Below are 17,643 nucleotides of genomic sequence, written 5' to 3'. Positions count from 1 at the left end.
GTAAGCGCTCTGCACGCAGAAGCAAAAAGGCCCCGCACTGCGGGGCCGATGCAAGCTGACGTAGCCGACGTTTACTTCTTTGCGGTAACCCCTGGGGTGGCGTCGCGTACCAGGAACTCTTCAGTCAACTCCGGCAGATGCGCCAGTAGCCAATCGGCCATGGCCTGCTCCTGGGGCAGGATCTGCTCGCACACGCGCTGCGTTTCGGTATCGCCTACCGTTTTGGCGGCACCCAGCAACGCGGTGTAGGTGGCGATCTCCAGGTTCTCGAACACGTAGCTGGCCATCGCACCCTTGACGATTTCGTCGGAGGTGGTCATGCCGCCCATCGCCTGCCCGAAGGCGGCCATCTTGCCCATGGCGTCCTTGATGATCGACGGTGAACCGCCCAGGCGCTCGATGCACGACTCGACCAAGCGCTGTTGCCCCAGCGTCTCTTCCAGATGCTGCTCGATGCGGGCTTTGAGCTGGGGGTAGTGCTCGATGCGTGCGGCCTGGGCCTTGAGCATCTGCTCGGCCTGCTGCTCCATTGCATGCGCATCGCGCAGCCAGTCCATCAGGTTTTCTTGGGGTTCGGCCATGGGGTTCTCCTGTTTGTTTGCGATATGTCCAGCCTGCAGCGGCGCGGATGAAAGATGTGACTGTTCCAGGTGAACGCTGCGTGCGCCGTCTACGTGCCATAGACATGGCGCGACGGCGCTGCGACCCCGCCATCCACAGACTGTTTGTATGCGGTCAAAACAGAACTGAGGACCTGCCTGGCGATCCCTCAGGACCTGCATGCAACGCAGGGCCGCCGACCACGCTGACCACCTGAGGTCGATGCGTTCGGCTACCGATCGCGGGGACACTTCACGCGGCGGCGGTGCGGTGAGCCCGCAATCCGGGGGGGTGCAAATCCTGCCGAGGTTAGGAGCTGCAGCAGGGCTGGAGTGAAATTTCTCCGTGCAATCGATGTCGGACATCATGCAGGGCTGCAAAAATTTCTCGCTTGTGCACGACGCATTGCACCGCAGGCGCTCGTGGATCTTTCAAGGTGCACAGAACATCACACGCGATGATTGCGTACAAAAATTTGCAATCGATTGCGCATTATCGCGCGCACAAATCGGTTTGCTTCAAACCAAAAACAGCACAGGCGCTAGGCCGCATGGGCGTAGCGCCTATACCCAGCCTCTCGCAAGATCCGCTCCCGAACAGGCGCGCCATGGCACGCCGATGGCTGGATTAAGCGGATTCTTCCTGCGGCTTGGCCTGCTTGGAACGCCCGCCCTTGCTGCCGATCCGCGACATGTGATCGCGATCGCGGCTTACGGCCTGGCCACCCTTACGACCAGCTTCGCGCGCTTCGTCGCTAGTAAATTCGTGCGCATTGCCGCTGGCATGCGCGGCTTTGCCACCGCTACTCGCCAACAGGCGGCGCTTCTCCGGATCCAATGCGGCAAAGCCGCGCCGGCTACGGGTCGTGTTTTGTCCGTCTTCCACTGTGCCTCCTCTCGATGCTTCGGTTACGCCTGGGTAGTGGGCTAACCGCAACATTCGTGCCAACCCGGAAAGGCAAGTCCCGCGGTGCATCGCGGATGGATGCAGGAAAAAATGGCTGCGCTCGCTGCGCAAATCTTGCACACCTTCGCATCGCCGGACGATCGGGCCTCCTTATTGGGTGGATCGCGCTATCAAAGGGCGCTGCTGCGATGCCGCAGCCGCCAGACAGCTTGCGCAGGCGTCGCAGGATCAGCTGCTGTGCCTGGATCAACTGCCCGCCGCTGCTGCGGGCGTGCTCCGATCTCGCGTCGCCTGATTGCCACGTACGGCGAGGAATCAGCCGTCGGCGTTCGGCCCACCAGATCGCCGCGTGAGGCCATCGCCTCGGTGATGGCGTGCACCGCGCCTCGCAAGGCGCGTGCTGTCGATACCGCAAGATCGCTCGGCCAATGCGCTACGGGCACGCTCAGAGCGGCGCAGCCACAGGTCGAAACAGGCAATGCACGCACACAGACTGCGCGCGGATCTGGGCGCGCACTGACACGCCTTCAACGCGCCACGTCGATACACCCTGCGAAAGACCTTGCGGTTGTGTGCAGGCTTGTACCACTGGCCGACGTTGACACCAGGCCGGAACCATTGCCAATGCATGCCGTCCACGCACGGATGCGGCTGGCCCAGAGGCTAGGCAGGGAATCTTCGGGATGCGCACGCACGAGCCGCACACGGTACCGCAGCCCAGGCGTTGCTTGAGTTGCGCAAGGTCGGCGCCCTCGTCGATGGCGGCGTGAATCGCGGCGGCCGAGACATGCATGCAGGTGCACACGATCGGATCGCCAGCTGCGCTGTGGGTATGCGCGAACACCGACAGCCGCGCACCATGCCACGGCTTGCCAGCCAATGCGGTGGCCAGCAACGATCGATTTTTGGCGTCGCTGGGTTGCGCGGCAGTGAGCAGCACGCCGTCGATATGGTGATGCCCGTCGTGCATGCGCCAGCCAACGCGGCGCATCAGCCCGCGGCGCAGGTCGCGATACTCCAGCACATCCGTGCCGGCCGGCAGATGCAAGGCGGCGACCAGGCGATCCATCCACGTGGCATCGGGCGCGCGTTCGCAGGCGGCATGCAGCACGACCCAATCCCCGGATGCATGCTGCCTGCTGCCGCCCAATGGCTCGGCATGCAGGCGCAGCGAAGCATAGCCGCAGTCGCGCAACAGTGGCTGCAACGTCTGCTGCAAGGCGATTGTATCCCCGCGCCGCGCCGCCAGCAGATGCCAGCCGAACGTGCTCTTTTCCACCCGCACGGCCGTGTGTTTGAGCTCGGGCTGTTGCGAACGCGCATCCACTGCCGGCGTGCTGACTTCGTTGATGCCGCCGCTGGACAGGCTCTGCCCGCTCCAGTGCATGGGGGCAAACACCGTGCCCGAGCGGAGTTCGTCCGACAGTTCCAGCGGCAATACCAGCGCGCCGCGTTTGCTTGCGATCTGCACCAGTTCACCGGCCACAAGACCACGCCGTTGCGCATCGCCTGGATGCATGCGCAGCGTCGGCTCGGGACTATGCGCGAATGCCGCCGCCACCCGCCCGGTGCGCGACATGCCATGCCACTGGTCGCGCAGACGGCCGGTCAACAGCCGCATCGGAAACCGTGCCGAAGTGGCCTCGGCCACCTTGCGATATGGCGTGACATGGAAGCGCGCACGTCCGTTGGCGTGCGCGAATACGCCGTCGGTGTAACGCCGCCCCTGCCCTTGCGTACTGCCTGCCGGAAATGGCCATTGCTGCGGCCCGAAATCCAGCAGCGCGTAATCCAGGCCGCTGGACGTGGCCCGATGGTGCCATGCAACATGGCGCTGGTGCGAGCCATCTTTTCGGAGTGTGTCGGATGCCGTTGTTCCCGTTGTTCGCCAACCTGCAGGGGCGCGCCGTACTGGTCATCGGTGGCGGCGAAGTCGCCACACGCAAGGTGCTGGCGCTGCTCAAGGCGCGTGCGCACATCCGGCTGTATGCGCACGCGCTTTCGCCCGAACTTGCCCAGCTGCTGCAGGCCGGGCGCTTTGAACAGATGACAGGCGAGTTCGATCCTGGCTGGATCGACACCGTGTGGCTGGTCGTCGCGGCCACCGACGATGTGGAGCTGAATCAACGTGTCGCCGCAGCGGCCGGCGCACGCCAGCGCCTGGTCAATGTCGTGGACGATGCCGAACTCTCCACCTACCAGGTACCGGCCATTGTCGACCGCGATCCGCTGGTGGTTGCGATTTCGTCGGCGGGCGCGGCGCCGATGCTGGCGCGCCGACTGCGCGAGCGACTGGAGCGCGAACTGCATGCGTCGGTCGGTATGCTGGCGGCCTTGTTCGCCCAGCATCGCGAGCGCATTCGTCAGCAGTTGCCGGACATGAACCGGCGGCGTCGCTGGTTCGATCAGGTGATCGACGGCCAGGTGCCGCAATTGCTGCAGGCCGGCGATACCGCCGCCGCCGAAGCGGCCTTTGCCGCCGCGTTGGAGGCGGTGGACAGCGTTCCGGCGCGCGGCAGCGTGCAATGGGTTGGTGCCGGCCCGGGCGATCCGGGCCTGCTGACGCTCAATGCCTTGCGCGCCCTGAACCTGGCCGACGTGCTGCTGCTGGCGTCGGACGTGCCCACCGCGGTGGTGGAACTGGCGCGCCGGGATGCGCAACGGCGCGCCTGGCCGCAGACGCTGGGCGAGCAGCAGGCCGTCGTAGTGGAGTTGGTCGGCGTCGGTCTGCAGGTCGTGGTCCTGCGCATGGGCAGCGGCGATACCATCCCGGCGGAGCTGGACGCCGCCCTGCATGCGCACGGCATCCTGTCAGCGGGGGTGCCGGGGTTGCCGCTCCGCTAGGTTTTTCCAAGCGCGTTGCCGATTCGCACACCGGCCATGTCTGCCTGATGGTGAGAGTCGTTGCTGTTCGCTGCGCTTCGCAGGCTTGATCGAAATCTTGGCTGGCTGAGGGCATCTAGCGCTTGCCGCTTGCAGGACACGCGGCGTGGTCCCGACACCGTGCTGCTTCAGCGCAGCAACCAGTCAGCCAGCAGGAATCCGCCGCTCATCGCCACGACGAGCAATGCACCGGTCAGACGTGGCGGAGCGGGCAGCGGCAAGTCGAGCAACCGGCAGCCGATGCCGATCGCCAATGCGAGCAGTACCCCGAGCACTGCCAGGCTCATACGTCGCCCTGCCGGCCCACGCGGCCGTTGGGCCCGCCACAATGCCCCAGATTCTTGGCGGCACGCTTGGCCAGAAAGCGGTCGGCCAGTGCGTAGCCGCACGTCATTGCCAGCACCAGCAGCGCGCCGACCAAAGCCGTCGGAGCAGGCGATGGAATGCCGGCCATACGGCAGCCGAAGCCGATTGCCACACCCAACGCGACACCACTGATGAACTTCCAGTCCACGGGCATCAGATATCCGAGTGCGCGTGCGGCGGCAGCGCAGCACCACCGCCACCGACGAAGTGGAGCACCACCGGCGCGCGCTCGCCGTGATGCAGGGCGCGGATCTGTTCCTGTAATTGGCGGTCGTCGCCGGTAACGCGTTCGTGCTGCCGCAAATGCTCCAGCCATGAGGCAAGGATGAAGTATTCCAGTTGCACACCCGGCGTTGCAGCGTCTTCGGCGATGCCCCAGACCACGGCGCCATCGCGGCGGCGCGCATTGCCCAGTTGTGTTATCAACTGCAAGAACGCGACGCGTGCCTCGGCAGCGATACGGTATTCCACTGTCACCAGCACCGGGCCGCGGTCGTGCTCGACGCGATCGACTTGCGCAGGTGCAGGCCAATGCCCACCGGGGGCGAGGTCCAGCTGTTCGGTCCCGGCAATCCGCGCGCGTTTGACCAATAGCGCGGCGATCACTGCACCGGCAGCGGCGATCTGCAGTGCTGTGGCAATCGACGTGCGTTGCGCCAACGCACCCCATAACAGCGAGCCACTGGCCATGCCTGCGGAAAACACCACGATGTACAGCGACAATGCACGGGCACGCACCCACGCAGGGACGGCGGTCTGTGCGGCGATCTGCAACGACGACAGCACCGTGATCCAGGCCAGGCCGTTCACCACCATCACCACGCACAACACGCCAAGCAGCCGCGACAACGCCAACCCCAGCAGCGATGCGGCGCACACCAGGGTGGCAACGAACACCAACAGATCGCGGTCGTAGTGCGCACGCAGGCGCGGCAACAGCAAGGCGCCGCTGATCGCTCCGAAGCCGATGCAGCCCAGCAAGACGCCGTAGCTGCCGGCGCCCAGCTGCATGTCGCGGCGGACCACCAACGGCAGCAGCGCGGTCAATGCGCTGGCGAACACAAAAAAGCCGGCGGCCTTGATCAGCACCGCCTGCAGGCGGCCGGCGCGCGCGGCGTAGCGCAACCCTGCGCGCAGGCCTGCGCCAAAGCTCTCCGGCGGCAGCGCCGAGGCGTGCACATCGCGGCGCCACCGCCAAAGCACGTACAGCATCATGCCAAAGGTCAGCCCGTTGAGCAGAAAGGCCCACGGCGGGCCGAATTGCGCCACGATCAGCCCACCCACGGCCGGGCCGATCGATCGCGCGATGTTCATGCCGATCGAATTGAGCGCCACCGCCGAAGCCAGCATCGGGCGCGGTACCAGTTCCGACACGATCGCCGCCTGCGCCGGCATCGCCATTGCTGCGCCCACGCCCATTGCAAAGGTGAGCGCCACCAAGACCCAGGGCGTCAGCAACTGCAGATGTGCCAATAACGCAAGCGTACCGGCCACCAGCAGCATCCAGGCCTGGGTCAACAGCAGGTAGCGACGACGGTCGACGATGTCGGCCAGCGTGCCGGCGACCAGTGCCAATAACACCACCGGCAAGGTGGTGGCCGACTGCACCGCCGCCACCATCAATGGCGAGCCGGTCTGTTCGGCCATCACCCAGGACGCGGCGACATCGTTGATCCAGGTACCGATGTTGCTGCCCAGGATCGCCAGCCACAAGGCGCGGAAAACCGGCTCACGCAGCGGCGCCCAGGCACCACCTTCGGCAGGTGCGGCAGAAACAGTCATCGCGGCAAGACTCCAGGCAATGGGATGAAACAAACGACGCGGGGGTGCGCCGCACCCAACGCACAGGCACGCAGAGGTGCCGGGGAAAACGCCATCAGAACGCGAAGCACGCGCATCCCAAGGCGCCCCAGAAGCTACGTAGATCATCGGTTGGGACAGCATGCAGCCCCGCATGCGCGTGCGTGCCGTGGGCTCGACACGCGTGGCCGTGCGCATGCGCGTGCGGCGCAGCGGCTAGCCCGCTCACCCTGCCTCCGACCTGGTAGCCGCCGAACCGATTCACCGGCGACCAGTCCGGCATGGCAGGCGGTAGCGTGGGGGCGAGCGCGGCAAAGTCGCCCTCGCCATGCACGACACGCCCGCCCAGGACGGTCAGCACGCTGGTGATGTCGGCGATGGCCGCTTCGTCGATGCGGAAGTAATCGTCAGATAACACGATGAAGTCGGCCAACTGCCCCGCCGCCAAGGTGCCCTTGTTGGTCTCGTCACCGGAAAACCAGGCGCTGCCCTGAGTCCACAACCGCAGTGCCTGTTCGCGATCGAGCAGATTCTCGTCGCCATACAGGGCCAGACCGCCCACCGTGCGGCCGGTGACCAGCCACGACAGCGCCACCCACGGGTTGTAGCTGGCCACGCGGGTGGCATCTGTGCCCGCGCCGACCGGAATTCCCGCTGCGAGCATGCGTCGCACTGGCGGCGTCTGCCTTGCGGCCTGCATGCCATAGCGCTGCACGAATGCCTCGCCCTGGTAGGCCATGCGATGTTGCACGGCGATGCCGCCGTTCAAGGCGCGAATGCGATCGATATTGCGCGGGGTAATCGTTTCGGCATGGTCGATGAACCAATGCAGGCCATCGAACGGGAGGTCGGCGTTGACCTTTTCGTAGACATCGAGAATGCGCGCGATGCTTTGGTCGTATGTTGCATGGATACGGAATGGCCAGCGCTTTTCCACCAGCAGCCGCACCACTTGCTCCAGCTCGGGTTCCAGCTCCGCCAGCAGCTCTGGGCGCGGCTCGCTGAATTGTTCGAAGTCTGCAGCAGAAAACACCAGCATCTCGCCGGCGCCGTTGTGACGCAGCAGGTCATCGCCCTTGCGTACCGGCAGTAATTCGGTCCAGCCGCGGAAGTCGTCGACCTCCTTGCCCTTGTTCTGGGTGAACAGGTTATAGGCGATGCGCACGCTCAGTTGATCGGCCGCGTGCAGCTGTTCGATGACCTGGTAATCCTCCGGATAGTTCTGGAAACCGCCGCCGGCATCGATCACCGAGGTGATCCCGAGCCGGTTGAGCTCGCGCATGAAATGGCGAGTGGAGTTGGCCTGGTATTCCAGCGGCAAGCGCGGGCCTTTGGCCAGGCTGGCGTAGAGGATCAACGCGTTGGGCTTGGCCAGCAGCAAGCCGGTGGGGTTGCCCAGCTTGTCGCGCTCGATGCGCCCGCCCGGCGGATCCGGGGTGGTCTTGTCGTAGCCGCAGGCGCGCAGCGCGGCGCGATTGAGCAAGGCACGATCGTACAGATGCAACAGAAACACCGGCGTGTCCGGCGCGATGGCGTTGATCTCCTCGAGCGTGGGCAGGCGTTTCTCAGCGAATTGGTACGCAGTGAAACCGCCGACCACGCGCACCCACTGCGGCGCTGGCGTGCGATCGACCTGCGCCTTCAGCATCGCCATCGCATCGGCCAGCGAGCGCACGCCATCCCAGCGCAGCTCCAGGTTGTAATTCAGACCACCACGGATCAGATGGGTGTGGCTGTCGTTGAGGCCGGGCAGCAGACGTCGCCCCTGCGCATCGATGGTGCGCACGCCCTTCGCCAAGGCCATGATCTGCGCATCGTCGCCGACTGCCACGATGCGTCCATCGGCAACGGCGATGGCGGTGGCGCTGGGCTGGCGCGGATCGAGCGTGGTGATGCGCGCATTGCAAACGACGAGATCGAGCATTGGAGACTTCCCTGATGCAGACGAGGCAGCCGGCAATGCACCCAACGCAAGACCGGCTGCGGCGCCCTGCATCCACAAGCGTCGTCCGGCATCGTGCTTGCCTGGCATGTGGCTCATGGCACACGCCTACGCAGGCGATCCAGCGACCAGTCGCCAGCACCGGCCGCAGCGAGTGCCAGCAACACCAACATCCATATCAGCGGGTATTCCATTCCACCGTGCATCCAGAACCAGCCCTTGGGCACGGCAACCAGCACGGTGGTTGCGATGAACAGCACTGCCAGTGCGGCGCTGGCACGCGTCCACACCCCCAGCAAGACGGCCAGCCCGGAGAGGGTCTGCACCAGGGCCAGCAGCAGCGGCAACGGTGCAGCGGATGGAAAGCCGAACTGCTGCAACTCAGCGGCAAATCCGGTCAAGCCCGGTCCACCGAACCAGCCCAGCAACTTGCCCAACCCATGCGGCAGCAGGAAGCCGCCGCCAGCGATGCGCAGCATCAGCAACGCTGACGAAAGTCCGGCGGTGCCACGTGGTGCCGATGCGTTCAATGCCCGCCTTCCTGCGCACCGAACATGCTCTTGGCGTACTGGATGCCGATGCCATAGCCGCCGGCATGTGCGCGTGCGATGCCGGTGGTCAGCGCGTAGGTGTCGCCACGTGCCCAGTCGCGCTGCAATTCCAGCAGGTACTGCACACTGGTCATGGGCGCAGCGCCGGCCTGCACCATGCGCGTGACTGCACGTTCGTGCGCTTCATCGCTCACGTCGCCGCAAGCATCGGTGATGACGTACACCTCGAACCCTTGTTCGATCGCCGACAGTGTCGGGCCGACGATGCATACACTGGTCCAGAGACCGGCGATCACCAGACGCCGCTTGCCGATTGCGTTGATGCGATCGATCACCCCCTGGTCTTCCCAGGCGTTCATGCTGGTGCGGTCGAATACCGGCTCACCGGGAAAGATGTCCGGCAGCTCCGGGAACAACGGGCCGGAGAACGACTTTTCAGCGACGGTCGTCAGGATCACCGGCACCTCGAACCCTTTGGCGCCCTTGGCAATCAAAGACACGTTGTTGCGCAGCGCCGAAATGTCGATGGTGTGCGTGGCGAATGCCATCTGCGATTGATGGTCGATCAGAATCAGGGCGTGATCGCCGGGCGATAGCAAGGATGTGCCGGGTACGGCAGTTGCAGTGGTCATGCGGGTTGCTCCATGGAAAGTGAAACCGATTCACCGCCGCGCCGCTGCGACGAGGGCATGTGGGCAGCGCCGCACGGCTCCATCGCCATCTGCGCGGCGAAACGCGCCGGCGTGCAACCGGTGGCGTTGCGAAAGCTGCGAACGAAGTGGCTTTGATCGAAGAAGCACAGATCGGTCGCGATCTGGCTGATGGTGTGGCCGCCCTCGCGTAACATCGCCTGGGCACGTTCGAGCCGACGAAGACGCAGGTACTCCATTGGGCTGGTGCCGACCGCATCGCGGAACACGCGTGCGAAATGGAAGCGGCTCATGCAGGCCGCTTGCGCAAGATGCGCCACGCTGACAGGTTCGTACAGATGCGTGTCGATGTACTGCATCGCGCGCGCAACAGCGCGCACACGCGGTGCCTGTCTGTGCATGCGCCCTGCAGCACGCGTATCGGGGCAAGCAACGGCAGTCAGAGGTGCCATGGGGCGTCTCCGGGGGGAATGACCGCATGGTGCCGGGGACAGCCTTGCTGCCCTACCCCTGATGGTGAGGCGAATCGTTCCCTCTTTCGGGGGAGTGCTTGCACGTCTTTGCCATGGGCAGCAGCTTGGATGTGATACGCGTTCGATAGAGCGCTGCGTCATGCCCCGATGCCGTGCCAGTGGAATCGGGAGAACGCAACGCATCGCCAGACATCGCGCTGATCAGACAGCGCGCCGCTGTTCAATGTCGCGATCAACACGAAACGGCGCGTCGAGGCGACCGGGAAGCAAACGCAACGGCGATGCGGTGCAGTCGAGCTGCAGCATGTCGAGGCGTTGCGCGCTGCCCTACAGTTCCCGCATCACGCGCGCGGCTTGCGTCAGTCGCTAAACCAACTCGGTACGCACGTGCCTCCCCCGAAAGAGGTGGTGGTGCTTCCCCCGATCCCGCCCGACAATGATGCGATGCCGCATGAGCCCGTCATCCATTCGCGTTCCTTGTCGCGCTTGCGCCCGGCAGCGGTCGTGGCGCTGTGGTGGCTATTCATGCTCTGTCGTCCCGCCTGCGCAGCCGGCATTGCCGCAACCCGCGACGGGCTGCTGCAGTTCCACCACACCGCCTGGAGCATCGAGCGCGGTGCGCCGGCCGACATCTGGGACATCCAGCAAGCCGATGGCGGCGCGCTGTGGCTGGCGACTGGCTTCGGGCTGTTCAAGTTCGACGGCGAACACTTCACCCGGCAGGCGGCGCCGGAGGGCGAAGCCTATGCATCGCACAATATGACCGCGCTGTCGCTGACCACGGACGACGGCGCGTGGATCGGCTATTTCAATGCCGGCATCGATCGCCTGGCAGACGGCCATCTCACCCATTTCGTGCCCGGCAAGGATGTGCCGGATGGGATGGTGTTCCGCATCGAGCGCGATGGCAGCGGCCGCCTGTGGGCCGCCATCGATGGCGGGCTGTGCTGGTTCGATGGACGGCGCTGGCACCGCGCCGGTGCCGACTGGGGCTACCCGGAATCCAGCGCGCAATGGCTGCTGCGCGATCGCCGCGGCATTCTGTGGGTGAGCGATGGCAGCCGCATCCTGTCGCTGCCACCGGGTGCACGACGCTTCGAATCCAGCGGCCAGCAGGTCGGGCACTTCACCACCATGGCCGAGCACCCCGACGGCACGATCTGGGTCGCCGATCCGCACCGCGGCGTGTTCGCGCTCACCGATACGCATGGCGCGGTGTTACCTGCCGTGGCACGCAACCGGCAGCAGTTTCCCGGCTTGTTCGCCCATCGCATCCGTTTCATGCGCGACGGCGCGCTGTGGGGCAGCGACTACATCGCAGGCGGGGTGTTCCGTGTCGCCCAGCCCACATCGCCTGCGCCGGTGCTCGAACGCTATGGCCCGCTGCAGGGTCTGACCTCCTCCACTGCCGGCCCGCTGCTGGAAGACCACGAAGGCAATCTCTGGGCAGGCACCAATCTGGGGCTCAACCGCTTCCGGCATCGCGCCCTGCTGCCGCTGGCGGCATTGCTGCCCGGCCATCCCACGGCGGTGGCGATCTTCGCAACCGTCGCCACGCCAGGCGCACCGATGTTGCTGGCGGTCCTGCGCGACGAGCGTCAGCTGGCCTTGACGCACCGGCATCCAGGCCCTGCAACGCGGCGCGCCCGCCAGCGTGCTGCAGGTGCCCGCCAGCGCCAACGGCTGGTTGCTCGGCGACAACCGCCTGCTGCGCCTGCACGCAGGCCGCACGCACGCCTTGCCCCTGCCGCAGGACGTGCGCACCGGATCGATCCGCGCGTTTGCCGTCGATGCCCAGGACACGCCCTGGGCGTGTCCCGATGCCAGTGGCCCGCAGCGCTGGGATGGTCATCGCTGGCAGGCGATTGCCAGCTTGCTGGACCAACCCTGTTCGGTCCTGCTCGCCGCGCCGGACGGCGCGCTGTGGGTAGGCAGCGTCACCGGTGAGCTCAGCGTGCTGCGTGGCGGGCAGGTGCGGCACTACACCGCCAACAACGGCTTGTCGGTCGGCCCGATCACCGCCGTTTGGCACAGCGCGGCCCTCACCCTGGTGGCCGGCGAAAGCGGGCTGGCAGTGCTCCGCAGCGATGGCCGCTTCCAGCAGTTGGCCGATCAGGCCAATCCGGTGTTGCAGGGCATCACCGGCATCGTGCGCGACCGTCACGACACCTTCTGGTTGAACGGCAATCGCGGCGTCGTGCAAATCGGCAGGCAGGCATTGCTGCGCAGCCTGCGCACCGGCGTGGTCAGCCCCACGCTGCGCCTGTACGACATCATGGATGGCCTGCCCGGCGTCGCCCAGCAGGCCACCCCGGTGCCTACCGCGATCGCCGCGGCCGATGGCCTGCTCTGGTTCACCACCAACCAGGGCCTGGCCTGGCTCGATCCCGAGCAGACCTACCGCAACCCCACCGCGCCGAAGGTCTTCATCACCGACGTGGTCGCCAACGACCGGCCTTACCCGCGTCAGGACGGCCTGCACCTGCCCAAATGGACCGACCGTCTGCGCATCGGCTACGACGCGATCAGCCTTACCCGCCCGGAGCGCGTGCGGTTCCGCTACCGGCTGGAAGGGGTGGATGCACGTTGGCAGGACGCCGGCAACCGCAACGAGGCCTTCTATACCAACCTTGCGCCCGGGCGTTACCGCTTCCGTATTGCGGCCGCCAACAACGACGGCCTGTGGAATGCACGCGGCGACACCCTGGACTTCGTCATCGAGCCGGCCTTCATCCAAACCTGGCAATTCAAGGCCTGCTGCGCGCTGGCGTTGCTGCTGGCGCTCGGCGTCGCCTGGCGCATGCGGACCCGGCAGGTGGCTGCACGCCTGCGCGCGCGTCTGGAAGAGCGTTACCGCGAACGCGAACGCATCGCCCGCGAATTGCACGACACCTTGCTGCAGGGCACCCAGGGGCTGATCCTGCGGCTGCATGCCGCCAGCCGCACGCTCCCCTGGAACGATCCGCGCCGGCTGGAGCTGGAACAGGCGGTGGATCTGGCCGAAAACGCGCTGGCCGAAGGCCGCGATCGCGTCAGCGGCTTGCGCGACAGCCAGTCCCTGCACGAAGACCTGGCCGCCGCCCTGCAGCGGGCGCGTAACGCCACCATGCCGCCGCCAACGGCCGCACTGCAGGTCTCCGTCGAAGGCCGGCCCGTGCGCTTGCGTCACCTGGTGGCCGACGAGCTGTTCCAGCTCGGACGCGAAGCGCTTGCCAATGCCGACCGGCACGCCGATGCCACCGGCATCGCGCTGGAACTGCGTTACGGTTCTCGTGACTTCACGCTGCGCATCCGCGACGATGGCCGCGGCCTGGATCCGGATGTGCTGCACGGCCACGCCCGCACCGGGCATTGGGGCCTGACCGGCATGCAGGAACGCGCGCAGCGCATCGGCGCCAAGATGCAGCTGTGGTCGCGTCCCGGCAGCGGCACCGAAATCCAGATCACCCTGCCCGCCCGTGCCGCCTACCTGCGCGCCAAGCGATGGTGGTGGCCAGTTCACACCGCACGATCCACGGAGAGTTCCAATGGCTGACATGGTCCGACCAACCGACGTGCTGGTGGTAGACGACCATCCGCTACTGCGCGATGGGCTCAGTGCCATGCTCGCCGCCGAGCACGACATGCGCGTGGTCGGCGAAGCGGAAGACGGCGAACAGGCGGTGGCCTGCTACACGCGCCTGCGCCCGGACGTGGTGCTGATGGATCTGCAGATGCCGCGCGTGGACGGGGTCGAAGCCATCCAGCGCATCCGCCAGGTCGACTCCGCCGCCAAGGTCATCGTGCTGACCACCTACACCGGCGACGTGCGCGCGGTACGCGCCCTCCAGGCAGGCGCCTGCGGTTACCTGCTCAAGAGCGCGCTGCGCCGTGAGCTGGTCGACACCATCCGCGACGTGCGTCGCGGCCAACGCCGGCATGTGCCGGCCTCGGTGGCAGAAAATATCGCCGCCCATGTGCTCGATGACGCCCTGTCCGCCCGCGAGACCGAAGTGCTGAACCTGGTCGCTACCGGCTGCTCCAACAAGCAGATCGGCAGTGCCTTGCGCATCTCCGAAGAAACCGTCAAGGCACATATGAAGAACATCCTGGGCAAGCTCGGCGTGCGCGATCGCACCCATGCGGTCACCGTCGCGCTGCGGCGCGGGATCCTGTCGCTGGAGACCTGAGCGGTGGCTTGCCAATCCTGCGCGCCACCCAGGAGGTAGCTTTTGCTATACGGTCCACCATTATTGAACGCGAGGCGACACGCGCGATAGACGCGCGCGCTCAAACCGATCGGCTTGCGCTATCGTATGCACCGCCAAGCGGCATGGGGGCCGCTTCAGCATCTGGTTCGACAGCCGATAACGGCTACGTCCAACCGCCGCACTGCGCTGCGGCGGCACTCGACTCAATCATTTAAACGCGTTCAGGGGAATTGCGATGCTTCGTCACTCTTTGCGGGTGCGCCTGCTGTTGCCGGTGCTGGCCTTGGTGCTGGTCGTGGTGGTGGCACTGACGGTCATTCTGGCCATTACCGAAGCGAACCGGGTCAAGTTCGAAACCGGCGACGCGATCGAGCGCCAGTCGGTGTCCTTGCAGACCTTGTTCGCGGGCACCCGCGCGATGATGCTCGACCGCGTCAATTCCTCCATGCGCCAGCTGCGCAGGGAAGCCAACAAGGAAGGCGCGCCCAGCGTTGGCGGCGACGTCCGCGTCGCCGATCGTAGCGCCAACGACCTGCTGCTGGGCCAGCGCTCGCAGGCAAATGCCTTCACCTTGGTCGACGAGGTCACCGCCATCCACGAAGGTACCGCAACGCTGTTCTCGCGTACCGGCGACGACTTCGTGCGTATCTCCACCAACGTCAAGAAGGACGACGGCAGCCGCGCCATCGGCACCGTGCTCGATCCGAACGGCCAGGCCGCCGCCAAGCTGCGTAACGGCGAAAGCTTCTACGGCGTGGTCGATATTCTCGGCAACCCGTACGTCACCGGCTACGAGCCGATCTTTGCCGGCAACGACAAGCGCGTGATCGGTGCGTGGTACGTCGGTTACAAGGCAGACACCCAGGCGCTGGAAAACGTGGTCAGCAGCCGTCGGGTGCTCGACTCCGGCTTCATTGCCGTGTTCGACAGCAAGAACAAGCTGCGCTTCCAGTCCACCACCGGTGCCACCACCGACACCGCCACCATCGAGCGTATCGTCAGGGACACTCCGGATGATTGGGTCGTCACCAAGGAACAAGTACCCGATTGGGGCTTCACCCTGGTCTCGGCCTATCCCAGAAGCGACGTCAATGGCGTGATCGTGCGCCAGTCGCTGTGGATCGCCGGCATCGGTCTGCTGGTCTGCGCCCTGTTGCTCGGCCTGCAGTGGGCCTTGATCTGGAGCCGCGTGTTGCGCCCGATCCAGCACTTGACCACCGTGGCCGAAGAACTGAGCCTGGGCAAGTGGAACCACACCATCGCAGAGGTCAACCTCAAAGATGAAATCGGTACCCTGGCGCGCGCCATTTCCCGCTTGTCCAACAGCGTCCGGTTGGCCATGGAGCGCCTCAGTAAACGCTGAGTCGCTGTCACCCACTCCGTACCTGATGCTGCAAGGAAGACGCCATGTCCACTGAATTCCGTCCGCTGATCGAGATCTTGCGCGAGCTCAAAGCGCTGGCATTGAAGAAGGCGTCCGGCTTTCTGTTCATCGTCACCGAGGAAAACCACTCCTGCATCGTCCGCATCAACAGCGGGCAGATCGAAGAAGTGGTGTTCCGCATGCTGCGTAATGATGAGGCGGTACAACGCCTCACCATGGTCAACGCGGCGAAGGCGCGCTTCCAGGTCGACCCCGGTGCCGGCCTGGGCAAACCCTCGCTGTTGAGCGACGACTCGCGGCAGTGGTTGATGGGCGGTTTTGAACAGGATCTCGGCGGCGCACCGTCGCCGGTGCGTGCGCCGGTTGCGCCGACACCCGCACCTGCCGCACCTGCCGCAAGCGCGAGTGCGGCGCCGGTTGCCACTGGCGCCGGGCCCGACGACAGCGTCCGCGCTGCACTGGAAGCGGTCGCACTGAACTATCTCGGCCCGATCGCCGGCATGCTGTGCGATGAAGCCTGGGATGCTTCCAGCGACATCGAGCAGGTGCTCAGCCAGCTCGCCGCCAATCTGGCCACACCGCAGGAAGCACAGAAGTTCATGGCCGACGCCCGCGTGGCATTGGCCAAGGTCCGCTGAGCATCTTCAGTTCGGCTCATGCATCAAGCCGCGCACTGCGCGGCTTTTTTGTTGGCGCATCAGTGGCACTCGCCATGCGTTGCAACATCAAGCAACGGTGACGCAGGCCGAGCATCGGCCGTGCGTTGCGGGTCTGCGAACCGTGCCCAGTGGCCAGCGTGGCGATAGATCAGGGCATCCGACGCAAGCTCAGCACGTCGGCCATCGGCAAACGCGCAGCTCTTGCAGACCGCAATGCGCGACCAAGCGCGGCAGATTGCCCGACAGACGTTTTTGCCGGTGCCGGATCCGGTAGAAGCGCCGCGTCGCATGCGGGTCTACAGCGCGCCACGCCTGGGACAACCGAGTGGCATCACGGACTGTCTGGCCTGGTCGGGGGCTGAAGCAGAAGCCTGAGCAGAGGATTCGGGAAACGTCGCGACATGGTCACCGCATGGAAGGTCTCCACGATGTCCGGCAATTGATCGCCTTCCATCAGTGCGCCAGCGGCGATCTCGTCCTTGACCACGATCGGCGGCAGAACCGCCAGGCCGATGTCCTCGCGGGCAAGCAGTCGCATCATCGCCATGTCTTCCACTTCCGCCACGATCTGCGGCCGCACGCCCAGGCGGTCGGCCAACGCGTCGAAGCCGATGCGCACGCTGCTATCCACCGTGGGCAGGATGATGGGGTGGCTGCGAAGGCGGTCGGCGAAGCTGGCCGCATGGCCCAACCGATCCGGCGTGCCCACCAGGCTGACCGGGTACTCCGCAAGCCGGTGGGTGACGAAGGGGGACAGCGCGTCACCGGCAGGTGCCCGATTCAGCAGCACCACGTCGAGATTGAGCGCCTCCAGCGCGCGCAGCAGCTCACCCGCGCTGCCCGAACGCAGGATGAGGTCGATGTCGGTGCGGCCCAGCAGCGGCCGCAGGAACTCCATCTGGAAGTTGCGCGACAGCGTGGCAAGCGAGCCGACCCGCAGTGCCTGCCGCGCCGCACCCGTCTGCCGCAACGTGCCAAGCAACTCATCGCCGGTGGCAAAGATCGCATCGGCATGGTCGAGCACGATCTGCCCGGCTTCGGTCAGATGCAGTTGCCGCCCGCGACGTTCGAACAGCGCGTGGCCCAGGCGCTCCTCCAGTTTGCGGATTTGCACCGAAAGCGCCGACTGGGTGAGGTTGAGACGCTCGGCAGTACGGGTGAGGTTCCCCTCGTGCGCGACCGCCCAGAAGTAGCGCAGATGGTTGTAGTTCAAGGCGGCCATATCATTCGATAATAACG

14 protein-coding genes and 2 pseudogenes are annotated in these 17,643 nt (G+C 65.7%); 5 read left to right on the top strand and 11 right to left on the bottom strand.

The window, feature by feature from the left end; translation table 11 throughout:
* Nucleotides 1–71: 71 nt before the first annotated feature.
* From J7360_RS05790 to J7360_RS05775, 3 genes and pseudogenes are all read right to left on the bottom strand, one after another.
* A complete protein-coding gene (locus tag J7360_RS05790; protein ID WP_008575404.1) occupies nt 72–581 on the bottom strand; it encodes a DUF892 family protein in 510 nt (169 codons plus the stop codon).
* Between the two features lie 646 nt (nt 582–1,227).
* Complete coding sequence (locus J7360_RS05780) at nt 1,228–1,485, bottom strand: KGG domain-containing protein (RefSeq protein WP_005916070.1); 258 nt, start codon at nt 1,483–1,485, stop codon at nt 1,228–1,230.
* Between the two features lie 709 nt (nt 1,486–2,194).
* A pseudogene (locus tag J7360_RS05775) lies at nt 2,195–3,304 on the bottom strand (molybdopterin dinucleotide binding domain-containing protein); the annotation flags it as partial.
* Nucleotides 3,305–3,372: 68 nt separating this feature from the next.
* Here J7360_RS05775 and J7360_RS05770 point away from each other — a divergent pair.
* The gene (locus tag J7360_RS05770; RefSeq protein ID WP_057661300.1) at nt 3,373–4,350 is read left to right on the top strand and encodes an NAD(P)-dependent oxidoreductase; all 978 of its coding nucleotides are present in this window, start codon (nt 3,373–3,375) and stop codon (nt 4,348–4,350) included.
* Nucleotides 4,351–4,517: 167 nt separating this feature from the next.
* Here J7360_RS05770 and J7360_RS05765 read toward each other — a convergent pair whose 3' ends face one another.
* The 7 genes from J7360_RS05765 to J7360_RS05735 all read right to left on the bottom strand — a co-directional run bounded on the left by J7360_RS05765 (nt 4,518) and on the right by J7360_RS05735 (nt 10,150).
* Entirely contained in the window at nt 4,518–4,676 is a 159-nt protein-coding gene (locus tag J7360_RS05765; protein WP_017157566.1) for a XapX domain-containing protein, read from the bottom strand.
* Nucleotides 4,673–4,903, bottom strand: coding sequence for a DUF1427 family protein (locus J7360_RS05760; protein ID WP_057661327.1), 231 nt, complete (start codon nt 4,901–4,903; stop codon nt 4,673–4,675). The genes J7360_RS05765 and J7360_RS05760 overlap by 4 nt, the downstream gene beginning before the upstream one ends.
* 5 nt (nt 4,904–4,908) lie before the next feature.
* Nucleotides 4,909–6,537, bottom strand: coding sequence for an MFS transporter (locus tag J7360_RS05755; RefSeq protein WP_057661303.1), 1,629 nt, complete (start codon nt 6,535–6,537; stop codon nt 4,909–4,911).
* A gap of 94 nt (nt 6,538–6,631) precedes the next feature.
* On the bottom strand, nt 6,632–8,479 hold the full coding sequence (locus tag J7360_RS05750; protein ID WP_209033429.1) for an amidohydrolase: 1,848 nt from the start codon (nt 8,477–8,479) through the stop codon (nt 6,632–6,634).
* Between the two features lie 113 nt (nt 8,480–8,592).
* On the bottom strand, nt 8,593–9,027 hold the full coding sequence (locus J7360_RS05745) for a DoxX family protein (RefSeq protein WP_057661307.1): 435 nt from the start codon (nt 9,025–9,027) through the stop codon (nt 8,593–8,595).
* Nucleotides 9,024–9,680: a hydrolase gene (locus J7360_RS05740; RefSeq protein WP_057661309.1), complete on the bottom strand. Its 657-nt coding sequence runs from the start codon at nt 9,678–9,680 to the stop codon at nt 9,024–9,026. Before J7360_RS05740 ends, J7360_RS05745 begins: the two co-directional genes overlap by 4 nt.
* Entirely contained in the window at nt 9,677–10,150 is a 474-nt protein-coding gene (locus J7360_RS05735; protein WP_007963464.1) for an AraC family transcriptional regulator, read from the bottom strand. The genes J7360_RS05740 and J7360_RS05735 overlap by 4 nt, the downstream gene beginning before the upstream one ends.
* Before the next feature lie 465 nt (nt 10,151–10,615).
* Here J7360_RS05735 and J7360_RS05730 point away from each other — a divergent pair.
* The 4 genes and pseudogenes from J7360_RS05730 (at nt 10,616) to J7360_RS05715 (ending at nt 16,383) form a co-directional block, all read left to right on the top strand.
* Nucleotides 10,616–13,706 (top strand): annotated as a pseudogene (locus J7360_RS05730) (triple tyrosine motif-containing protein).
* Complete coding sequence (locus J7360_RS05725) at nt 13,699–14,340, top strand: response regulator transcription factor (protein ID WP_007970341.1); 642 nt, start codon at nt 13,699–13,701, stop codon at nt 14,338–14,340. The pseudogene J7360_RS05730 and the gene J7360_RS05725 overlap by 8 nt, the downstream one beginning before the upstream one ends.
* Before the next feature lie 256 nt (nt 14,341–14,596).
* Nucleotides 14,597–15,724 carry a Cache 3/Cache 2 fusion domain-containing protein gene (locus J7360_RS05720; protein WP_057661313.1) on the top strand — a complete coding sequence of 376 codons (1,128 nt, stop codon included), beginning with the start codon at nt 14,597–14,599 and terminating at the stop codon, nt 15,722–15,724.
* A 44-nt stretch (nt 15,725–15,768) separates the two neighbouring features.
* Entirely contained in the window at nt 15,769–16,383 is a 615-nt protein-coding gene (locus J7360_RS05715; RefSeq protein ID WP_057661315.1) for a hypothetical protein, read from the top strand.
* Nucleotides 16,384–16,735: 352 nt separating this feature from the next.
* Here the strand turns inward: J7360_RS05715 and J7360_RS05710 are convergent, their stop codons facing one another.
* Nucleotides 16,736–17,626, bottom strand: a complete 891-nt coding sequence (locus J7360_RS05710) for a LysR family transcriptional regulator (RefSeq protein ID WP_057661317.1) — start codon at nt 17,624–17,626, stop codon at nt 16,736–16,738.
* Between the last annotated feature and the right edge of the window lie 17 nt (nt 17,627–17,643).

The sequence above is a fragment of the Xanthomonas sp. D-99 genome, assembly GCF_017746145.1.
Taxonomy (GTDB): Bacteria; Pseudomonadota; Gammaproteobacteria; order Xanthomonadales; family Xanthomonadaceae; genus Xanthomonas; species Xanthomonas cissicola.
Note: the sequence above shows the minus strand (reverse complement) of the source record. Positions and strands in the feature narration are given on the sequence as shown.

Coding starts and splice junctions, on each gene's coding strand:
- J7360_RS05790 (WP_008575404.1), bottom strand. CDS start 581: ATGGCCGAACCCCAAGAAAACCTGATGGACTGGCTGCGCGATGCGCAT.
- J7360_RS05770 (WP_057661300.1), top strand. CDS start 3,373: ATGCCGTTGTTCCCGTTGTTCGCCAACCTGCAGGGGCGCGCCGTACTG.
- J7360_RS05765 (WP_017157566.1), bottom strand. CDS start 4,676: ATGAGCCTGGCAGTGCTCGGGGTACTGCTCGCATTGGCGATCGGCATC.
- J7360_RS05755 (WP_057661303.1), bottom strand. CDS start 6,537: ATGACTGTTTCTGCCGCACCTGCCGAAGGTGGTGCCTGGGCGCCGCTG.
- J7360_RS05750 (WP_209033429.1), bottom strand. CDS start 8,479: ATGCTCGATCTCGTCGTTTGCAATGCGCGCATCACCACGCTCGATCCG.
- J7360_RS05740 (WP_057661309.1), bottom strand. CDS start 9,680: ATGACCACTGCAACTGCCGTACCCGGCACATCCTTGCTATCGCCCGGC.
- J7360_RS05735 (WP_007963464.1), bottom strand. CDS start 10,150: ATGGCACCTCTGACTGCCGTTGCTTGCCCCGATACGCGTGCTGCAGGG.
- J7360_RS05725 (WP_007970341.1), top strand. CDS start 13,699: ATGGCTGACATGGTCCGACCAACCGACGTGCTGGTGGTAGACGACCAT.
- J7360_RS05720 (WP_057661313.1), top strand. CDS start 14,597: ATGCTTCGTCACTCTTTGCGGGTGCGCCTGCTGTTGCCGGTGCTGGCC.
- J7360_RS05715 (WP_057661315.1), top strand. CDS start 15,769: ATGTCCACTGAATTCCGTCCGCTGATCGAGATCTTGCGCGAGCTCAAA.
- J7360_RS05710 (WP_057661317.1), bottom strand. CDS start 17,626: ATGGCCGCCTTGAACTACAACCATCTGCGCTACTTCTGGGCGGTCGCG.